At 54.5% G+C, this 20246-nt stretch carries 19 protein-coding genes; 11 read left to right on the top strand and 8 right to left on the bottom strand.

The annotated features are described in order from the left end of the window. Positions 1-59: 59 nt before the first annotated feature. Positions 60-824: a TerC family protein gene (locus IQ22_RS05295; protein ID WP_145139192.1), complete on the top strand. Its 765-nt coding sequence runs from the start codon at positions 60-62 to the stop codon at positions 822-824. Positions 825-949: 125 nt separating this feature from the next. On the opposite strand, the gene typA is transcribed toward IQ22_RS05295, so the two are convergent. After that, complete coding sequence (typA, locus tag IQ22_RS05290) at positions 950-2770, bottom strand: translational GTPase TypA (protein ID WP_145139190.1); 1821 nt, start codon at positions 2768-2770, stop codon at positions 950-952. A 242-nt stretch (positions 2771-3012) separates the two neighbouring features. Continuing rightward, on the bottom strand, positions 3013-4467 hold the full coding sequence (gene thiI / locus IQ22_RS05285; RefSeq protein WP_145139713.1) for a tRNA uracil 4-sulfurtransferase ThiI: 1455 nt from the start codon (positions 4465-4467) through the stop codon (positions 3013-3015). A gap of 375 nt (positions 4468-4842) precedes the next feature. Between thiI and glnA the strand changes: the two genes are divergently transcribed. From glnA to ntrC, 5 genes are all read left to right on the top strand, one after another. Beyond that, positions 4843-6249: a glutamate--ammonia ligase gene (gene glnA, locus IQ22_RS05280; RefSeq protein WP_145139187.1), complete on the top strand. Its 1407-nt coding sequence runs from the start codon at positions 4843-4845 to the stop codon at positions 6247-6249. A 137-nt stretch (positions 6250-6386) separates the two neighbouring features. Further along, positions 6387-6911, top strand: coding sequence for a DUF4124 domain-containing protein (locus IQ22_RS05275; protein WP_145139185.1), 525 nt, complete (start codon positions 6387-6389; stop codon positions 6909-6911). An 11-nt stretch (positions 6912-6922) separates the two neighbouring features. Further along, complete coding sequence (locus IQ22_RS05270) at positions 6923-7549, top strand: DUF4124 domain-containing protein (protein ID WP_145139182.1); 627 nt, start codon at positions 6923-6925, stop codon at positions 7547-7549. A gap of 351 nt (positions 7550-7900) precedes the next feature. Further along, positions 7901-8977, top strand: coding sequence for a nitrogen regulation protein NR(II) (gene glnL / locus IQ22_RS05265; RefSeq protein WP_145139179.1), 1077 nt, complete (start codon positions 7901-7903; stop codon positions 8975-8977). Further along, on the top strand, positions 8974-10404 hold the full coding sequence (ntrC, locus tag IQ22_RS05260; RefSeq protein WP_145139177.1) for a nitrogen regulation protein NR(I): 1431 nt from the start codon (positions 8974-8976) through the stop codon (positions 10402-10404). The genes glnL and ntrC overlap by 4 nt, the downstream gene beginning before the upstream one ends. 419 nt (positions 10405-10823) lie before the next feature. Here ntrC and IQ22_RS05255 read toward each other — a convergent pair whose 3' ends face one another. Continuing rightward, entirely contained in the window at positions 10824-11402 is a 579-nt protein-coding gene (locus IQ22_RS05255; RefSeq protein WP_145139174.1) for a hypothetical protein, read from the bottom strand. A 96-nt stretch (positions 11403-11498) separates the two neighbouring features. Here IQ22_RS05255 and IQ22_RS05250 point away from each other — a divergent pair, with 96 nt between their 5' ends. Then, entirely contained in the window at positions 11499-11972 is a 474-nt protein-coding gene (locus IQ22_RS05250) for a tRNA (cytidine(34)-2'-O)-methyltransferase (RefSeq protein ID WP_145139171.1), read from the top strand. 56 nt (positions 11973-12028) lie between these two features. Here the strand turns inward: IQ22_RS05250 and secB are convergent, their stop codons facing one another. The 3 genes from secB to IQ22_RS05235 are packed head-to-tail and all read right to left on the bottom strand — an operon-like array spanning position 12029 to position 13232. Further along, positions 12029-12499, bottom strand: coding sequence for a protein-export chaperone SecB (gene secB / locus IQ22_RS05245; protein ID WP_145139169.1), 471 nt, complete (start codon positions 12497-12499; stop codon positions 12029-12031). Positions 12500-12530: 31 nt separating this feature from the next. Continuing rightward, positions 12531-12785: a glutaredoxin 3 gene (gene grxC, locus IQ22_RS05240; protein WP_145139166.1), complete on the bottom strand. Its 255-nt coding sequence runs from the start codon at positions 12783-12785 to the stop codon at positions 12531-12533. Positions 12786-12809: 24 nt separating this feature from the next. After that, complete coding sequence (locus IQ22_RS05235; protein WP_145139163.1) at positions 12810-13232, bottom strand: rhodanese-like domain-containing protein; 423 nt, start codon at positions 13230-13232, stop codon at positions 12810-12812. A gap of 153 nt (positions 13233-13385) precedes the next feature. Between IQ22_RS05235 and gpmI the strand changes: the two genes are divergently transcribed. From gpmI to IQ22_RS05215, 4 genes are all read left to right on the top strand, one after another. Further along, on the top strand, positions 13386-14921 hold the full coding sequence (gpmI, locus tag IQ22_RS05230; protein ID WP_145139160.1) for a 2,3-bisphosphoglycerate-independent phosphoglycerate mutase: 1536 nt from the start codon (positions 13386-13388) through the stop codon (positions 14919-14921). 207 nt (positions 14922-15128) lie between these two features. Next, on the top strand, positions 15129-16394 hold the full coding sequence (locus IQ22_RS05225) for a murein hydrolase activator EnvC family protein (RefSeq protein ID WP_145139157.1): 1266 nt from the start codon (positions 15129-15131) through the stop codon (positions 16392-16394). Positions 16395-16418: 24 nt separating this feature from the next. Next, positions 16419-17762 carry a S41 family peptidase gene (locus tag IQ22_RS05220; RefSeq protein WP_145139155.1) on the top strand — a complete coding sequence of 448 codons (1344 nt, stop codon included), beginning with the start codon at positions 16419-16421 and terminating at the stop codon, positions 17760-17762. Next, positions 17759-18523, top strand: a complete 765-nt coding sequence (locus IQ22_RS05215) for a divergent polysaccharide deacetylase family protein (protein WP_244308952.1) — start codon at positions 17759-17761, stop codon at positions 18521-18523. Before IQ22_RS05220 ends, IQ22_RS05215 begins: the two co-directional genes overlap by 4 nt. A 24-nt stretch (positions 18524-18547) precedes the next feature. Here the strand turns inward: IQ22_RS05215 and IQ22_RS05210 are convergent, their stop codons facing one another. Both IQ22_RS05210 and IQ22_RS05205 read right to left on the bottom strand, forming a co-directional pair. Then, positions 18548-19303, bottom strand: coding sequence for a substrate-binding periplasmic protein (locus IQ22_RS05210; protein ID WP_145139153.1), 756 nt, complete (start codon positions 19301-19303; stop codon positions 18548-18550). A gap of 82 nt (positions 19304-19385) precedes the next feature. Continuing rightward, positions 19386-20147 carry a substrate-binding periplasmic protein gene (locus tag IQ22_RS05205; protein WP_145139150.1) on the bottom strand — a complete coding sequence of 254 codons (762 nt, stop codon included), beginning with the start codon at positions 20145-20147 and terminating at the stop codon, positions 19386-19388. Positions 20148-20246 lie beyond the last annotated feature (99 nt).

Genomic DNA, 20246 nt, shown 5'->3' with positions numbered 1-20246 from the left:
CGGCTGACATACGCGGCGCTCAACGGAACGCCGCTCGCCGTTACTGAAGAGGAACCATAATGGATTGGCTGCTCAACCCGGAAATCTGGGTTGCCTTCTTGACCCTGACTGCCCTAGAAATCGTTCTGGGCATTGATAACATCATCATGATTTCCATCCTGGTGAGCCGTATGCCCAAGGCCATGCAGCCTCGCACACGGCTTTTCGGTCTGGCACTCGCCATGGTCACCCGCATCTTGTTGCTGCTATCGATCACTTGGGTGATGCGCCTCACCGCCGACCTGTTCCATGTGTTTGGGCAAGGTATTTCCGGGCGTGACTTGATCCTCTTCTTTGGTGGACTGTTCCTCTTGTTCAAGAGCAGCACTGAGATCTATCACGGATTGGAGGGTGAAGAGGAAGGTAGCGAAGAGCCCAAAGGCAAAGCCAGCAACTTTATTGGCACCATTATCCAGATTGCCATTATCGATATTGTCTTTTCGTTGGATTCCGTCATTACGGCCGTTGGCATGGTGCAGCACGTACCGGTCATGATCGCCGCAATCGTTGTGGCCGTATTGGTCATGATGTTGGCAGCCGGTGGTATCAGCAGTTTTATCGACAAGCATCCAAGTTTGAAGATGCTAGCGCTTTCCTTCCTAATTGTTGTAGGTACCGTGCTGATTGCCGAGAGTTTTGAAGTTCACGTACCGAAAGGTTATGTGTATTTCGCGATGGCCTTCTCGCTGGCAGTAGAAGCCTTGAATATCAAGGTGCGCACGTCTATGGCTCGTAAAAAGGCTCAGGAAGCCAACCCGGTAAAGCTACGTAAAAACACACCGTAATTTGCTGCACTTAATAAAAAGCCCCGTTTATCGGGGCTTTTTATTGCCTGATAGCAATGCTTAAGACATAAAAAGCCCACCCGCTTAGCAGTCGGGTGGGCTTTTTACATCAACCAAACGGGTCGTTAGACCTTGCTACGCTCGTAACGCTTACGGTCGTTCTCGTTCAGTAGTTTCTTACGCAGTCGAATCGACTTTGGCGTTACTTCTACAAGCTCATCATCAGCGATGAACTCCAGAGCCTGCTCAAGGGTGAACTTGATCGGCGGAACCAGGGCGATGACCTCGTCCTTGCCGGAAGCACGCATGTTGTCGAGCTTCTTACCTTTGGTAGGGTTCAGCACCAGATCATTGTCACGGCTGTTGATGCCGCACAGCTGGCCTTCGTAAATCTCGTCGCCAGGAGCAAGGAACAACTTTCCGCGGCTCTGCAGCGTTTCCAACGAGTAGGTCAACGCAGTGCCGGTGGCCATGGATACCAGGACGCCGTTCTGACGGTTAGTAACTTCGCCAGCCTTGATCGGGCCATAATGGCTAAAGGTCGACGTCAGGATGCCTGTACCTGAGGTCAGCGTCAGGAAGTTGTTACGGAAGCCAATCAGACCGCGTGCTGGAATGGTGTACTCCAGGCGAATACGGCCCTTGCCGTCAGGGATCATATTGCTCAGATCACCCTTACGCAGACCCATCTGCTCCATAACAGGGCCCTGGTGCTGGTCTTCGATATCGATAGTAACGTTCTCGTACGGCTCCTGCTTTTCGCCGGCCTCGTTCTCGATGATCACTACTTCTGGACGACCTACAGCCAGCTCAAAACCTTCACGACGCATGTTCTCGATCAGGACCGACAGGTGCAATTCACCACGGCCGGAAACCTTGAACTTCTCCGGAGACTCGCCCTGCTCAACGCGCAATGCCACGTTGTGAAGCAGTTCTTTTTCCAAACGGTCCTTGATATTACGGCTCGTAACGAACTTACCTTCCCGGCCCGCAAAAGGTGAATCGTTGACTTGGAAAGTCATGCTTACAGTAGGCTGGTCAACAGTCAGCGGCGGCAGCGCTTCAACGTTCTGCTGGTCGCACAGGGTATCGGAAATGAACAGCTCATCCATGCCGCTGACACAAACGATGTCACCCGCCTGGGCTTCCGCTACCTCAACACGCTGCAGGCCATGGTGTCCCATGATCTTTAGCACGCGACCGTTGCGCTTCTTACCATCGGCACCGATAGCTGTTACAGGCGTGTTAGCTTTGATAGTACCGCGTGCGATACGGCCAATGCCGATTACGCCAAGGAAACTGCTGTAGTCCAGCTGTGAAATTTGCATCTGGAACGGACCGTCGACATCCACTTGTGGAGCCGGAACGTGGTCGACGATGGCCTGGAACAGCGCATCCATGTTGTCGTCCATCTTCTCGTAGTCCATTCCGGCAATACCATTCAAGGCACTGGCGTAAACGATCGGGAAGTCCAGTTGCTCATCAGTGGCGCCCAGGTTGTCGAACAGGTCGAAGATCTGGTCGATAACCCAGTCAGGACGCGCGCCGGGACGGTCGATTTTGTTCACGACAACGATTGGACGCAGACCGGCCTTGAACGCCTTCTGGGTCACGAAACGGGTCTGCGGCATAGGGCCGTCTTGAGCGTCAACTACCAGCAGCACGGAGTCGACCATCGACATTACGCGCTCTACTTCGCCACCAAAGTCGGCGTGTCCGGGGGTATCCACGATGTTGATGTGGTAGCCATTCCAGTTGATCGCAGTGTTCTTGGCCAGGATGGTGATGCCACGCTCTTTTTCCTGGTCGTTAGAGTCCATTACGCGCTCGGAGTCTAGGTCCTTGCGATCCAGGGTGCCGGATAGCTTGAGCAGTTTGTCTACCAGGGTAGTCTTACCATGGTCGACGTGGGCGATAATGGCGATATTACGAAGATTCTCGATCACTGTTTAAGTCTCGTTACGTAGGTTGGGTCGGGCCGCAGGGTAAGCAAGGCAAAGCCCAACACGACTTGTTTCAGGTATTCGTTAAAGCCCTAGGGCTTCGGGTTATGCAAAAGGCGAGACCATCGTAAGAAAGATATCTCACCTGTTGGGTTTACCGGCAGCAGATCCGCTGCGCAGCTCGCCCAACCTACATTCAATCGGGAGGGCGGTGACGAATGCTGCCACCCAAGAGCCCGGGCTGTTTAGGCCGGGCGATAAACACGAACATTGGCATGCCCCTCACTGAGCAAATGATGAGCATGTAGGCGGCTCATGACGCCTTTATCACAGAACAGCAGATACTGGCGGTTCTCATCCAGCTCCTTGAATCGGTTATTCAAGGCAAAAAATGGCATGGCCTGAACTTCGACACCTTCAATGGCTAGAGGGTCATCTTCCTGAGCGTCGGGATGACGAATGTCGAGAACGATCTGCCCTGGCAACGCCTGGCCTACCTCCTCTACCTTTACATCCTTACCCAGCTCATCGATCACCTTGTCCACAGTCATCAACGTGGCGCGCTCTAGCGCGGAGTCAAGGATGGCCATGTCAAATTTCGTTTCTTCGTGCTCGATCCGGTAACCTTTGGCCTTGGTCGTCGGATTCACTGAAATCACGCCACAGTACTCAGGCATGTGCTTGGCGAAGGCAGCCGTACCAATCCTTTCGGCCGTATCGATAATGTCCTGCTTGTGACTGGCCAGCAATGGACGCAGTACCAGCGTGTCGGTTGCACGATCAATAACAGCCAGGTTGGGCAGTGTCTGGCTGGACACTTGCGAAATCGCCTCGCCAGTCACCAGCGCATCGATGTCCAATCGTTCAGCCATGCGGCTGGCTGCTCGCAGCATCATACGTTTAAGAATGACACCCATCTGGCTGTCGTCAACTTTAGTCAGGATCTCTCCGACCACTTCCTCGAACGGAACGCTGATAAACAGCACGCGCTGCGAGCGCCCAAACTTTTCCCACAGGTAATGTGCAACCTCCATGACCCCAAGCTCATGGGCGCGGCCGCCGAGATTGAAGAAACAGAAATGGCTGACCAATCCGCGGCGCATCATCTGATAGGCGGCAACAGTTGAATCATAGCCGCCCGACATAAGGACCAGAACTTGCTCAAGCGCTCCCAGGGGATAGCCGCCCAGACCATCGTGCTGCCGGTCAATTACAAACAGGCGATCATGACGAATCTCGATTCGCGCCTGCACTTCAGGTGCTTTCAAGGAAATGCCGGCCGCGCCGCACCGCTCGCGAAGACCGCCACCCACATAGCGCTCTACATCAATGGAGCTAAACGTATGCTTGCCGGCCCGCTTGCAGCGCAGGGAAAAAACCTTGCCGCGAATCTGCCCATCGAAATGCTGGACGCATTTATCCAGAATGTCCTCGAAATCGCCAAGCGGATACTCATGAACCTCCAGGAAATGTCCGATACCGGGCGTACACGTCAGCCGCTCGATCATCTCCCGTAGAATCTTGGATTCTGTTACCCGCGTCTCGACCTCCAGGTTGTCCCACTCACCGTCCACTGTTAACTCCGGATCGAGGTCACGCAGGACCACCCGGATGTTCTTCGCCAATTGGCGAATGAAACGCTTACGCACCGGACGACTTTTGATAGTGATTTCCGGAAACACTTTGACGATGAGTTTCATGGGGATTTTAAAGAAGCGGGAAACGGCATGAAATGGCGAATAAGTATAGCCTAAACCAACGCTCATGGCGCCCATTGGTCTTAAAGAGCAAAAAGCACCTTTTTGGTGCTTTTAATTTTCAGCAAGCACCTTAATGGTGCTTAACGCTGCGCTACAGCGTGAACTTGACTAGCGTAAAGTCAGTCCTAATGCGGGTTAGCCCATTACAGGGCACTGGCACGCTACTTGCTCCCTTGTGAGGCAAGAGCCCTTGAGCGAGGATACGGTACTTCTGAAAGCGCAGCCGTTTTCAGAAGTGCCCTTGCAACCAACGGGCGCACCTGATCCTGGGAGTCATGCCAACCGCTCCCAGCCTCAATCCCTCTGGAGGAAAACATGTCGAAGGCGGTTCAACTGATCAACGAAAATGACGTGAAGTGGATAGACCTGCGCTTCACTGACACCAAAGGCAAGCAGCAGCATGTGACCATGCCGGCTCGCGACGCCCTTGATGAAGACTTCTTCGAACATGGCAAGATGTTCGACGGTTCCTCCATTGCAGGCTGGAAAGGTATCGAAGCCTCCGACATGATCCTTATGCCGGACGACAGTACCGCTGTCCTGGATCCGTTCACTGAAGAGCCGACCCTGATTCTGGTCTGCGACATCATTGAACCATCTACTATGCAGCCCTACGAGCGTGATCCACGTGCCATCGCCAAGGCTGCTGAAGAATACCTGAAGTCCACAGGCATCGGTGACACTGTATTCGTGGGCCCAGAGCCTGAGTTCTTCATCTTCGACGAAGTGAAGTTCAAGTCTGACATCTCCGGCTCCATGTTCAAGATTTTCTCTGAGCAGGCGTCCTGGAACACTGATGCTGACTTCGAAAGCGGCAACAAGGGTCACCGTCCAGGCGTCAAAGGCGGCTATTTCCCGGTTCCGCCGGTCGATCATGACCATGAAATCCGTACCGCCATGTGTAATGCCCTGGAGGAAATGGGTCTGGTCGTCGAAGTTCACCACCATGAAGTGGCGACTGCCGGTCAGAATGAAATTGGCGTCAAGTTCAACACACTGGTCGCTAAGGCTGACGAAGTTCAGACCTTGAAATACTGCGTACATAACGTAGCCGATGCTTACGGCAAGACCGTAACCTTTATGCCAAAGCCCCTGTATGGCGATAACGGCTCGGGCATGCACGTTCACATGTCCATCTCTAAAGAGGGCAAGAACGCGTTCGCAGGCGAAGGCTATGCTGGCCTGTCCGAAACCGCTCTGTACTTCATTGGCGGTATCATCAAGCACGGCAAGGCGTTGAACGGCTTTACCAACCCGTCCACCAACTCTTACAAGCGTCTGGTTCCTGGCTTCGAAGCACCGGTTATGCTGGCCTATTCCGCCCGTAACCGTTCTGCCTCGATTCGTATCCCATACGTATCCAGCCCGAAAGCTCGCCGTATCGAGGCGCGCTTCCCGGATCCAGCAGCTAACCCCTACCTGTGCTTCGCTGCTCTGCTGATGGCCGGCCTGGATGGTATCCAGAACAAGATCCATCCTGGCGATGCTGCTGACAAGAACCTGTACGATCTGCCGCCGGAAGAAGCCAAGCAGATCCCGCAGGTTTGCGGCAGCTTGAAGGAAGCACTGGAAGAGCTGGACAAGGACCGTGCGTTCCTGACCAAGGGCGGCGTGTTCACCGACGAGTTCATCGATGCCTACATCGAGTTGAAGGCCGAGGAAGAAATCAAGGTTCGTACCTTCGTACACCCGCTGGAATACGATCTGTATTACAGCGTTTGATTTCTCTTGAATAAGACAAAAGGCCTCCTTTGGAGGCCTTTTGTTTATGTGCCGCTTGTCAGCACACGCTGTCGGTGCAACGCTTAATAGCACTTCCCGAAAAAGCTATCGGGTTTGACTCTGCTCAGGAAAACGATATGCGCGTGCTGACTGCCTGCCTGCTCTTGACGATGACACTGCCTGTCAGCGCCCAGATTTATCGCTCTATCGGCCCCAACGGGCAACCTGTCTTTAGTGATCAGCCGCCGGAAAACAAGCCAGCCGAGCGCATTACCCTTCCGCCTACGAATACGGTAGGTACGCAAACGCCAGCCACGCCGGTACCGGCAGCACCTGCAGAGCCTGAGCCTGCCGAAATACAGTCTTACCAAACACTTATGCTGAACGTACCGGATGAAAGCTCCCTGCGAGCCAATAACGGCACATTTATTCTTACTGCCACGGTAGAGCCTTCTTTACTGCCGGGTCATCAGCTACAACTGTTCATGGATGGGCAGCCCTACGGTGCGCCTGGACGCTCAATTGCGTTTCAACTGACCAATATCGACCGCGGTACTCATCAGTTCAGGCTTGACGTCTTACAAGGGGGCCGTACCGTTCAGCAAAGCATGCCGGTGGATATCACTATCCAACGCATCAGCCGTAATAGCCCTGCCCGCTGAGAGCTTCCAACGTGCGTGCCTTCATTTTTATATTGTTGCTCGTTCAGACACTAGCGGCTCAAGCAGCCGTCTACACCTACGTTGATGCAGAGGGCAATCGGGTCTTTACTGATAAGCCACCTCGAAACAGTCAAGCCAAGCCGGTTGATATCGCGCCAACCAACACCATGCACTCTGGTCCCCGAACCATCAAGCTTTCACCGTCTACTCCTGTTCCTGCGCCCAATACGGCTTTACCCACCGCGGCGCCAACCGTTGCGTCTTATGAGATGCTTCGGATTCTCATTCCTGAGCCAGATGCCACTGTACGCAGTAATGCAGGTGATCTGATTGTCACTGCGACCAGTGAGCCTGACCTCATGCCAGGTCACTTCTTTCGTCTGGTACTGGATGGACAACCTGTTGCCGAGCCCAGCCGCAGCCCGGTCTTTTCCTTGCAGAACATAGACCGAGGCACCCATCAGATTGCCGTCGAGATTATTACCGAAGGCGGCGTCGTCATCGAGCGCACCCCTAACCAGCCGTTTCACCTGCAACGCACCTCTTTGGCTCAGCGACGCGCTATCAATCCGTGCCAAGAAGAGGATTGGGGCGTTCGCCCAGAATGTCCGGCTGAAGACAAGCCTGAAGATGACTAACCTCTAGCACTTTTTTGGTGCACCCTAGCCTAGCGCACCAAAATGTGTCATTAGAGTGAGCCTAGTAGAAAACCTTAGGCAGGCTTAACCCCTATCTGAATTGTTATGGCGTCCAATCAACATGCAATCGGATCGCCTGCGCATACCGGCAAAACATCTATACGGCTTTGCCAAAAGCCTAACGGGACTGGCGATACAGAGCCTTTTTACTCTTTATCGACTAGTGCAAGCCAGTTTCTAACTAGGCTTTAATACATAGACAGGTAGCTTGCCCTAACACAGGGCGCCCCTTTTTAAGGCTTGGTTTGTTTCTTGCATTTTCCTGGGTCGTCCCCTTACAGCTGATTCGCCATGCCTACGGAAATGATGCACCGCCTACTGCTGGATAACCTGACAACGGCAGTGATTCTGCTCAATGCCGAGCTTAGGCTGGAATATATGAACCCAGCAGCAGAAATGTTGCTGGCCGTCAGCGGGCAACGCAGCCATGGCCAATTCATCAGCGAATTGTTCACGGAATCTCCGGAAGCACTCCAGGCGTTGCGCCAAGCCGTCGAGCACTCGCACCCGTTCACCAAACGGGAAGCCGTACTGGTATCTACCACCGGCAGTACTCTGACAGTGGATTACGCTGTTACCCCCATACTCAGCCCGGACTCGACTGAGCTTTTGCTGGAAGTGCACCCGCGTGATCGTTTGCTGCGCATTACCAAGGAGGAGGCGCAACTGTCCAAACAGGAAACGACCAAATTACTGGTACGGGGCTTGGCCCATGAGATCAAGAACCCGCTGGGTGGCATTCGCGGCGCCGCTCAGCTTTTGTCACGTGAGTTGCCCGAGGAGTCCCTGAAAGACTATACGAATGTCATTATCGAAGAGTCCGACCGCCTGCGTAACCTGGTTGATCGAATGCTGGGTTCCAACAAGTTACCCAAGTTGTCACGCACAAATATTCATGAAGTTTTAGAGCGTGTTTGCAGTCTGGTCGAGGCGGAAAGTCAAGGTGGTATCGCCGTTGCTCGTGACTACGATCCCAGCATTCCGGATCTGCTTATTGATCGCGAACAGATGATCCAGGCCGTACTCAATATTGTACGAAATGCCATGCAGGCTATTTCCGAGCATAACGAACTACGCCTGGGGAGGATCACGCTACGTACACGCACCTTGCGCCAGTTCACTATTGCACATGTCCGTCACCGCCTGGTGTGCAAAGTCGAAATCATCGACAACGGCCCAGGGATTCCGGTGGATATGCAGGAAACCATTTTCTACCCCATGGTCAGCGGCCGTCCAGATGGTACCGGACTCGGCCTGGCCATTACTCAAAACATCATCTCTCAGCACCAAGGCCTTATCGAGTGCCTGAGTCATCCTGGACACACAGCTTTCAGCATTTTCCTGCCGCTGGATAAGGAGCCTTTATGAGCCGTTCGGAGACTGTTTGGATTGTCGACGACGACCGTTCCATTCGTTGGGTACTGGAGAAAGCCCTACAGCAGGAAGGCATGACTACCGTCGCCTTCGAAAGTGCGGACAGCGTCATGGGACGCCTAACGCGTCAGCAGCCGGACGTCATCATTTCTGACATTCGCATGCCAGGCGCCAGCGGACTGGATCTCTTGTCCCGTATTCGGGAAATCCATCCGCGCCTGCCTGTAATCATCATGACCGCCCACTCGGATCTCGACAGTGCAGTTGCCTCCTACCAGGGCGGCGCATTTGAGTACCTGCCCAAGCCGTTCGACGTTGATGAAGCCGTTGCCTTGGTCAAGCGGGCCGGTCAACACGCTCAAGAGCAGCAAGGCTTTGCAGAGCCTGCACATTTGGCGAGAACGCCCGAAATCATCGGCGAAGCGCCAGCCATGCAGGAGGTTTTCCGAGCTATTGGCCGCTTGAGTCATTCCAACATTACGGTATTGATCAACGGTGAGTCAGGCACCGGCAAGGAGCTCGTTGCCCATGCCTTGCATCGTCACAGTCCACGCGCCGCAGCGCCGTTCATTGCGCTTAACATGGCGGCAATTCCCAAGGACCTTATGGAGTCCGAGCTGTTTGGCCATGAAAAAGGAGCCTTTACCGGTGCCGCCAACCAACGACGAGGTCGGTTTGAGCAGGCTGACGGCGGGACGCTGTTTCTTGACGAAATTGGTGACATGCCCGCCGACACCCAGACACGCCTACTGCGCGTTCTGGCAGACGGCGAATTCTACCGGGTCGGCGGACATACGCCGGTCAAGGTGGATGTCCGCATCATCGCCGCGACACATCAGAATCTGGAAGGTCTGGTACGCGAGGGCAAGTTCCGAGAAGACTTGTTTCATCGTCTGAATGTGATCCGTATTCATATTCCTCGCCTGGCGGATCGTCGTGAGGATATTCCCGCCTTGGCCCGGCACTTCCTGGCCCGTGCCGCTCAAGAGCTGGCCGTTGAGCCCAAGACGCTTAAGCCGGAAACCGAGGAATACATGAAAGGCCTGCCTTGGCAGGGGAACGTACGGCAGCTGGAAAACACCTGCCGTTGGATCACGGTCATGGCATCGAGTCGCGAAGTGCTTGTCGATGATCTACCACCCGAACTACTTAGTCAGCCTCAGGATGCCCAACCTGCAGCAAACTGGGAACAGGCGCTACGGCAATGGGCCGACCAGGCGCTTACCCGAGGACAGTCCAGCCTGCTAGACAGCGCCGTACCAGCCTTCGAGCGCATCATGATTGAGACGGCACTTAAACATACTGCCGGTCGCCGCCGTGATGCTGCCGTACTCCTGGGATGGGGTCGCAATACCCTGACCCGCAAGATAAAAGAGCTCGGCATGAAGGTGGATGGCCCGGATGACGAGGGCGAGGATTAATCAAGTTCTTTAGAAAGATATGCTCTTGGAAAAGGCGTCTTTTTAGGCGCCTTTTTTCTTAATCTCTTTGGTCATTTCCCTTCGCCCCATGCCCTCAAGAAGTTGGCACGCCATCTGCTATATATTCAGCAACCTACCTTTTTGGGGACCTCGGTACAGGCAGGCTGGGGAATCCCCTTTTTCTTCATGAGACCACCTACGGGTGGTCTTTTTTTTGAAAAAGCTTTATCAGCCAAAAAACTCTATTATTTTCAATAATTTAAGCAAAAGTGTAGTGTGTACTTGTTTCTCCGTACAAGAATGCCGCCCTGCCTGTAGCCACTAATCTTTCTCATGCGTCTTTTTAGTTGCTCTTTAAGCGTGCTAAAACAGTGCACGTTTTGAATTCGTCGCTCCGAGACCGAGCATACTCAAGGGGCTTAAGGCAATGGCGCTTCGATCCGCAGCAACCAGGTGTCGCCCTGCTTTTTCAGCTGATCCTGTACAGCCTGTTCATCACCCAAACGCACTACCAGTACAGTCACATCCCTGCCCTCCTGACGCACGGACCAGGAGAGACTACCGCCTGTAGCCGAACGTACAGTGCCGCTGCGCTCACCACCCACCAGGGTAATGGCTGGCAGTCTCAGACTCAGCCCGCCCTCAGGCTGGTAACGTTCATAACGCACTGGCTGGTTAAGATTCAGTACCAAGCGAAACACACGCTGTCCCGAGATCCCATCAGTCGTTTCGACAGCCTGCCGAATACTGACTTGAGGAGTGACAGGCACACCGGGCCTGCCTTCATCATGATAAAGACGGCCAATCATCAGACCGAACAACAGGCCTCCCAACGACAGAGCGCCTAGCCAGGTTAGAAGGCGTCGATTACGCTCGCGCAGCTCATGTCGCAGCCCCTCAGGGTCTTCTACCCGGGCCAACTCTTTTTCCGCGGCGGTACGCTCCTGGCGGTCAGCCTCGATGAGGCGGCGAATCGCATGAATCATTCGACTCAGCATGTCCAAGCGCCCTTAAAGTAATCAATCCCCATGAACCAGGAGTCATAGACCGAAGACAGGGGTACCATAGCGCTCCCTTTTTTCGTTTCGCTAATCATGTTTGACGTCATTTTGTTCGAGCCGGAAATTCCCCCTAATACCGGTAACATCATTCGACTCTGTGCAGTGACCGGTTGTCGCCTTCACTTGATCGAACCCCTGGGATTCGCACTGGAGGACAAGAAGCTGCGTCGTGCTGGCCTTGACTACCACGAATGGTCAACTGTGCGTTGCCATGCCTCGCTGTCCGCCTGTATAGCAGATTTGCAGCCTCGCCGAGTGCTAGCCTTTTCCACCAAGGCCAGCCAATCCTATGCTGAAATCCAGTATCAGATAGGCGACGCCCTGTTATTTGGCCCTGAAAGCAGAGGCCTGCCTGCTGACATACGGGACGCCCTGCCTCATGAACATCTGCTGCGCTTGCCGATGCTGCCAGGCAGACGCAGCCTGAATTTGTCTAATGCGGTCGCTATTACCGTCTATGAAGGTTGGCGTCAGTTAGGCTTCTTTATGCCTGAACAGCCCTCCTGAGCCTTATTGCTTCCATAAAAAAACGCCCCAAAGGGCGTTTTTAAAAACAGCCTCGATCAGGCTTCGCCAGCAGTCTGCATGCGAGCCAACTCCTGAGCATAAAGCGCATCGAAATTGACTGGAGATAACATGAGCGCCGGGAAGGAGCCACGTACAACCATGCTGTCTAGCGTCTCACGGGCATAGGGGAACAGAATGTTCGGGCAGAACGCGCCTAGAGCATGGCTCATGGCCGAAGCGTCCAAGCCTTTAATCAAGAAAATACCAGCCTGCTGAACCTCAGCAACAAAGGCCGTATCCGCACCGTTTTTCACCGTGACGGTCAAAGTCAGTACAACTTCGTAAAAGTCATCGGTCAACGCCTTCTGGCGCGTCGACAGGTCCAGATTGACGTTGGGCTGCCAATCCTGGCGGAAAATGTCCGGGCTCTTGGGGGCCTCAAAAGACAGGTCTCGGATATAGATGCGTTGCAGGGAAAACTGGGCGCCTTCCTCAGTGGGCTGCGCGCCATTGATCGGTTCGGACATGACAGGACCTTATTCGGTTAACGGGTTGAAGTCAGGCAGACAGGAGCGGATCCAGACGACCGGCACGCTCAAGGGCATACAAATCATCGCAGCCACCAACATGGGTCTCACCGATCCATATTTGTGGAACGCTGGTCCTGCCAGCCTTGCGGCTCATTTCACTGCGTACCGCGGGCTTACCGTCCACGGTAATTTCCTGGTACTGCACGCCTTTGCTGTCAAGCAAGTGCTTGGCGCGGTGGCAGTAGGGACACCAGGCACTGGTGTAGATCACGACATTCGACATGACGGTACCTCCTGATCCGGAAAATTAACCCTTCACAAGCGGCAGGTTTTCTCCACGCCACGTAGAGAGACCACCCGACAGACGCGCCGTGGTAAAACCGGCCTGCTGCAACGGCGTACAGGCCGCGCCAGCATGCTGACCATTACCGTCGACAACGATGATGGTTTTGCCCTTGTGCTTTTCCAGTTGGGACAGGCTATTCGCTAGTTTGTCCTGAGGAATATTCAAGGCGCCGACAATGTGTCCGTTAGCGAACTCCTTCTTCGGACGGATGTCCAGCACAATGCCCTGGTCTGTATTGAGCAACCTGGTCAGCTCCGCTGTAGACAAATTGCGTCCGCTGCGACGCGTCTCGTTAAGTAGCAGGAGTACCAGCAGCACCACGAAGGCGCCCGCGAGCAGGTAATGGTTGGTGGCGAACTCGATCAGCCGGGAAACGAATTGCATGGCACGAAGTATCCGGAGTCAAAAAATGCTGGCCAGTATACACACGCGACCTCATGGGCCATACCCTGAGTGCGTGGCGTCGTTAGGCGTTTGGCAGTTACACTTCAGGTAATCGTTGCCCTTTCGAAACAGCGCTAACAAGAGTCCGAAATCATGGCATTCACACCCAAACCTCTGGTCCTGATCATCCTCGACGGCTTTGGCCACAGTGAGGAAACTAAGCACAATGCCATCTACGCCGCCCATAAACCGGTCTGGGATCGCTTGCTGGCTACACAACCGCATGGCCTGATCTCCGGTTCGGGCATGGATGTCGGCCTGCCCGACGGGCAAATGGGCAATTCCGAAGTTGGCCATATGAACCTGGGCGCCGGCCGTGTGGTGTATCAGGATTTCACGCGTATCACCAAGTCCATCCGTGATGGCGATTTCTTTGAAAACCCTGTAATCGGCGCAGCGGTGGATAAAGCCGTTGGTAACGGCAAGGCCGTCCACATTCTCGGGCTTCTCTCCGATGGTGGTGTGCATAGTCATGAAGATCATTTGGTCGCCATGGCAGAACTGGCCGCCAAACGCGGCGCTGAACATATCTACCTGCACGCATTCCTGGATGGCCGCGACACGCCGCCGAAAAGCGCCCAGGGCTCCATAGACCTGCTGGATAAAACCTTTGCCCGTCTAGGCAAGGGTCGCATCGCTTCGCTGATCGGCCGCTACTTTGCAATGGACCGTGACAATCGATGGGACCGCGTCTCGGCGGCCTATAATCTCATTACCGAAGGCGCAGCCGATTACCATGCAGCGAATGCAACTGATGGCCTGAATGCTGCCTACGAGCGTGGCGAGACCGATGAATTCGTCAAGGCCACTACAGTCGGCGCTCCAGTCAAGATCGAAGACGGCGACGCCGTCATCTTCATGAACTTCCGAGCCGACCGTGCCCGTGAGTTGTCACGCGCTTTCGTTGAGCCGGATTTCAAGGAATTTCCTCGGGTCCGCACTCTCAATCTGGCTGGCTATGTAATGCTGACTCAGTACTCGGCCAGTATTCCGGCTCCAAGCGCCTTCGCCCCTGAAAGCCTGGATAATGTCCTAGGCGAATACCTTGCCAAGAACAGCAAGACCCAGCTGCGTATCGCTGAAACGGAAAAGTACGCGCATGTAACCTTTTTCTTCTCTGGCGGACGCGAAGAGCCATTTGAGGGTGAGGAGCGTATTCTCATCCCCTCGCCTAAAGTAGCAACCTACGACATGCAACCCGAGATGAGCGCGCCGGAGGTTACCGACCGAATCGTCGATGCGATCGAGAATCAGCGCTACGACGTGATCATCGCCAACTACGCCAACGGCGATATGGTTGGTCATACCGGTGTGTTCGACGCAGCAGTTAAAGCCGTTGAGTGCCTGGACAGCTGCATGGGCCGCATCGTTACTGCTCTGGAAAAGGTAGGCGGCGAAGCCATCATCACGGCGGACCACGGCAACGTGGAGCAGATGGAGGACGAGTCCACTGGACAGGCACACACTGCCCATACCACCGAGCCGGTACCTTTCGTCTATGTTGGCAAGCGCACCGTCACGATCCGTGAAGGTGGCGTCTTGGCGGATGTCGCGCCCACACTGCTGACCCTTATGGGGCTGGAGCAGCCCAAGGAAATGACTGGCCGCTCCATTATCACGCTAGGCTGATGGCCCTATCGGGCGTCCTACCCTGGGCGCCCGAGACTAATCGCTGCTCTTTGTGCCTTGCGCAACGCCCATGTGTCTCAGCAGTCTTTTCCTGCATCTGTTCTATAACTACGGCAGAGATATACCCAACGGCGTCCCTCAACGTTTTTTTTACTTGTCACCCCGGGCATACTAGGGTGCTCCTTCCAGTGGATATTCGTTACTTTGATGCTTCGCGCCCTCACCGTCGTTCTTCTTACGCTCCTGTGTACATCGGTCATAGCTGACTCGCGTGAGGATGCCCAGCGCCAGCTTGAAGCCACAAAGCGCGACATTGCCGAAATGCAGAAACTGTTGAAGTCCATCCAATCGGAGAAATCCGGCCTGCAAAAGCAGTTGCAGTCTACCGAGACCGAGATGGGCGAGTTGGAAAAGCAGGTCAAGGACCTGCAGGAACAACTAGATGAAGGCGAGAAAAAGCTCGAACAGCTCGACGGGCAGAAAAAAAAACTGGAACAGTCGCGCCTTGATCAGCAAAAACTGATTGCCATTCAAGTTCGGGCTGCCTACCAGAGCGGCCGGCAGGAATACCTTAAGCTTCTGCTCAATCAGGAACAGCCCGAAAAGGTCAGCCGTACCCTGACCTACTATAACTACGTGAATCAGGCTCGTATTGATCAACTTTCTGAGTTCAACGATACGTTACGCCAGCTGTCTAGTGTTGAGCAGGATATTTTGAGTGAGCAGGCCCAACTGACGGAACGGCAAGGTGTGCTAAAAGAACAACAGGACAAACTGGCCCAAGTACGCGAGGCCAGACAGGAAGCCCTGGCCAAACTCAACAAGGACTACAGTATTCGCAGCCGTGCGCTCGAGGCGCGCGAGCAGGAACGGGCAGAACTCAATAAGGTGCTCAAGACCATTGAGGAAACGCTGGCCCGCCAGGCTCGTGAGGCCGAAGCTGCACGTCAGCGGGCATTAGCCGAAGCCAGGCAAGCTGAGGCGCGTCGCCAAGCTGCTAACAAGGCGCCACGCCCGGCGAACACCCCCGAGATAGCGGTGTCTAGTTCTGCACCAGCGTTCGGGGGTCCTTTTGCTAAAGCTCAAGGTAAGTTGCCCTGGCCCGTCAATGGACGCCTGCTGGCACGTTTCGGTAGTCCGCGGGGCGACGACCCTCGGGCCAAATGGGATGGTGTTCTTATTGCAGCCGGTGCCGGTACTCAGGTACATGCCATTCATGCAGGTCGAGTCGTGTTTGCCGATTGGTTAAGAGGAGCCGGACAGCTAGTGATCATTGATCATGGCAACGGCTACCTAAGCCTCTATGGGCATAACCAGAGTTTGTTGAAAAGCGCAGGCGATCAAGTCAAGGCAGGCGATACCATCGCAACCGTCGGCACTAGTGGCGGTCAGGATACACCTGCCTTGTACTTCGCCATTCGTCAGAAGGGTCGTCCATCGGACCCGGTCGCCTGGTGCCGTGCCCAGGGATAGTACCGGTCAGTTTAGGAGCTACGCATGCCGCATTGCTTTCGTCTTACCGCTTTGGCCCTGTCACTGATAGGGTTGAGTGGCGTTTCCAGTGTCTGGGCTCAAGAAGAGAGGCCAGCAGAAGTGCCTGCGGCGGTGACTCCGGTCAATGGCTCTACGGCAGCCAACGCAGCGCCTCTTCCACTGGAGGAGTTACGCACATTTGCCGAGGTGCTTGACCGCATTAAAGCAGCCTATGTCGAGCCTGTCGACGACAAGACGCTGCTGGAAAATGCTATCAAGGGCATGTTGAGCAACTTAGACCCTCACTCCGCTTATCTAGAACCCAAAGATTTTGCGGAGTTACAGGAGACTACCAGCGGTGAATTTGGCGGCCTTGGTATTGAAGTAGGCCAGGAAGATGGCTTCGTGAAGGTGGTGTCGCCTATTGATGACACACCGGCCGCCAGAGCGGGAATCCAGCCAGGAGACCTGATCATCAAAATTGATGGCCAACCAACCAAGGGGCAATCGATCAGTCAGGCTGTGGACAAGATGCGCGGCAAGTCGGGCAGTCCGATTACCTTGACGATTATCCGTAATGGCGGCCGTCCTTTCGACGTCAAGTTAAATCGGGCCGTCATCAAGGTACGAAGCGTAAAAGCGCAGCTTCTTGAGCCCAGTTATGGATTGCTTCGTATTTCCCAGTTCCAGGTCAACACGGGTGATGAGGTCGTCAAAGCGCTGCAGCAATTGCGTAAGGACAACAAGGGCAATCCCCTGAGCGGCCTTGTGCTTGATCTGCGTAATAACCCCGGCGGCGTATTGCAGGCGGCCGTGGAAGTTGCAGACGCCTTCATGACGAAGGGACTGATTGTCTACACGAAAGGCCGTATCCAGAACTCCGAATTGAGCTTTTCAGCGGACCCCGCCGACCCGAGTGAAGGCGTCCCGCTGGTTGTTCTAATCAATGGTGGTAGCGCTTCGGCAGCCGAGATCGTGGCCGGAGCGCTGCAAGATTCCAAACGCGGCATTCTCATGGGTACGGATAGCTTTGGTAAGGGCTCGGTACAAACGGTACTGCCTTTGAATAATGATCGCGCCTTGAAACTTACCACGGCACTTTATTTTACCCCCAAGGGACGCTCAATCCAGGCGCAAGGTATCATCCCCGACGTAGCCGTGGCGCCAGCCAAGGTTACCCCGGAAAATGATCCTGAATTTTTCAAGGAAGCGGATTTGGCCGGGCATTTGGGTAACGCCAATGGCGGCCCTGATCGACCCACGGGCAGTAAGGCACCGAACCAAACGCCTCGTCCGCAGGATGAAGATTTCCAGTTGTCCCAGGCCCTGAGTCTGCTCAAAGGCCTCAGCATTACTCGCAACCAGTGAGACGCCGAGGAGTATGGACGTGGATACTGGCTGGGCTACTGGCCAGTAGCGCCTGGGGAGCGCCCCCACCACGCCTGAGTATCATCATCGACGACATGGGCCAAAATCTGGTGCAGGATCGCCGTGTGCTTGCACTCAAGGCGCCCGTTGCGCTGGCCATCATGCCCGACACGCCATACGGAGCAGATCTCGCACGTGAGGCCCACCGAGCAGAGCGTACGGTCATCCTGCACCTGCCGATGGATCCTGCTGGCGGCCCTTATGCCTGGCATCCTGAGTTATCGGCCCAGGAGCGTTTGAATCGCCTTGAGAAAGCCCTCTCCACCGTTCCCTATGTCAGTGGTGTAAATAATCATGAGGGCAGCCGCATGACGGCAGACCGCCCCGCCATGACGCAACTAATGGCGATTTTGCAAGATCGCCATCTATTCTTTCTGGACAGCCGTACCAGTGCCGCCACCGTTGCCGCTGCCGAGGCACAGAAAGCCGCCTTGGCCAGTCTCTCACGTGATGTATTCCTTGATAACGTCAACGAGCCAGAGGCGATCGCTGCGCAATTGCGTGAGGCTGTCAGGCTGGCCCGTCAGCAAGGTACCGCTGTTCTTATCGGCCATCCCCGCCCTGCCACGCTGGACGTATTAACTCGCGAACTACCCAAACTTATGGCAGAAGGAGTAGAAGTCATCGATATTGAGCAGATGATTGCCTTGCGCGGAAACCAGGCGATGGCCGCGCATGGCAAGCAGGGCCTTTATCGCTAAATGTGACGTTATCTGGCTGCTGGCTTAGAGGTAATTGTTTCTAATCTCGTCGACTAAACCCTCGCTGTGCATCTGGTCCAGCGCTTTTTGCAGACGCTCTACCACCTCGTCTGGCGTATTCTTATTGATGGCCAGGTAGACTTCAGCCTCCTTGAAGTGGAACAGGGTTTTGAGGTTTGGCACGTTCTCCTGCTTGGCCAGGTAATGGCCTACAGGATCAGTCGTGGCCCATATATCAATCTGGCCTTTCTCAAGTTTTTTGATGTTTTCCTGATCACGCAAGGCGTTGATAGGAGCCAGGCCTAGGCTTTCCAGATGCTGACTTACCGCATCGTTCTTATAAGCGCCAACCTTGTACTTATCAATTTCCTTAAGGTTATTGACGGTCAGAATGCTGTCTGGCATGGCCAGGAGTACCCAGCTAATCTTTGACAGGGGCCCCACCCACTTGAATTCGTCCTCACGCTCAGGCGTGCGTATGGTGGAGAACAGTGCGTAGTTCGACTGCTCCTGCGTCAGACTGTAAAGACGATCCCAAGGGAAACGCAGCGAGAGCGTATAGCTGATACCAGCGCGTTTGAACATTTCACGGACAACATCGGTGCTGATGCCATCAATGTTTTCGTCCCGAGCGAAGTTCTTTTGGTCGATAGACATATTGAAGGGCGGAAAATTTTCGGTCAGCACCACCATACTGTAATTTTCCGGCAGCTCTGCCTTGGCCATATTCGCTCCCAGGCAGACGCCCAATAACAAGACACGTACTATCGACCTGAACATGACTACCACTCCTTATTAGTATTAGGGTATTGACGTACCGCTACGGATCGGCATTACGCAGCGGACCGAAAACCGGTTCGTACTATTGATAACTAGCCGTAATGCGCTCCACCGCTCCATCCTTGCGCATCTGATCAAGTGCATCTTGCAAACGCTTGACCACGTCGTCGGGTGTTTCCTTGTTGAGCGCTAAAAATAATTCGCTCGTCTGGAACCGCAGTACCGTTTTAAGCCTCGTTATACCCTGTTGTCGGGCCAGATAACGGCCGGCGGGGTCCCCTGTGGCCCATACATCAATACTGCCGCTTTGTAGTTTTTCCGCATTTTCCTGATCGCGCAGTGAGAGTTCTAGCTCCAACCCTTTAGCTGTCAGATTCTCGGCAATGGCATCGCCTTTATAGGCGCCTATGCGCAAACCCTGACGTTTTGCGTCATCCAGACTGTTTACTTGAACCGGGGAGTCGCCTTTCGCTAGCAGGATCCAGTCATCCGGACCAATCGGGCCTACCCATTTGAACAGACTTTCCCGCTCCGGCAGGCGAGCTGTGACAAAAACGCCATAGTTCGGCTGATTGAGCGCTGTGTTGTAGATACGTTCCCAGGGAAACCGCAGGGTCATGGTGTAGGCGATGCCGGCACGTGTGTACATTTCACGCACGATCTCGACGGCAATTCCTGATAGATCAGCTTCCTGCGCGTAGTTCTTGCCATCCACCGACATGTTGTACGGCGGAAAATTTTCAGTGAGGAGTGCCATGCTATAGGACGTAGAAGACTCGGCGCGTACCGGACCTCCTGTTAGCAACAATGCACTGGCCAACAAGGCCATGAGTGGCTTGGACATAAATGCCTCCTGGCTATGGTGTCATTTGCATATCAGAAAGCGTGCCAACACGTGACACACTTCGCTTTTGGACCATAGCCAGTAGTTAGCAAACAGCGG

It is taken from the genome of Pseudomonas duriflava (genome assembly GCF_007830155.1).
Classification (GTDB): domain Bacteria; phylum Pseudomonadota; class Gammaproteobacteria; order Pseudomonadales; family Pseudomonadaceae; genus Chryseomonas; species Chryseomonas duriflava.
This window is presented reverse-complemented; position numbering and strand designations above follow the sequence as displayed.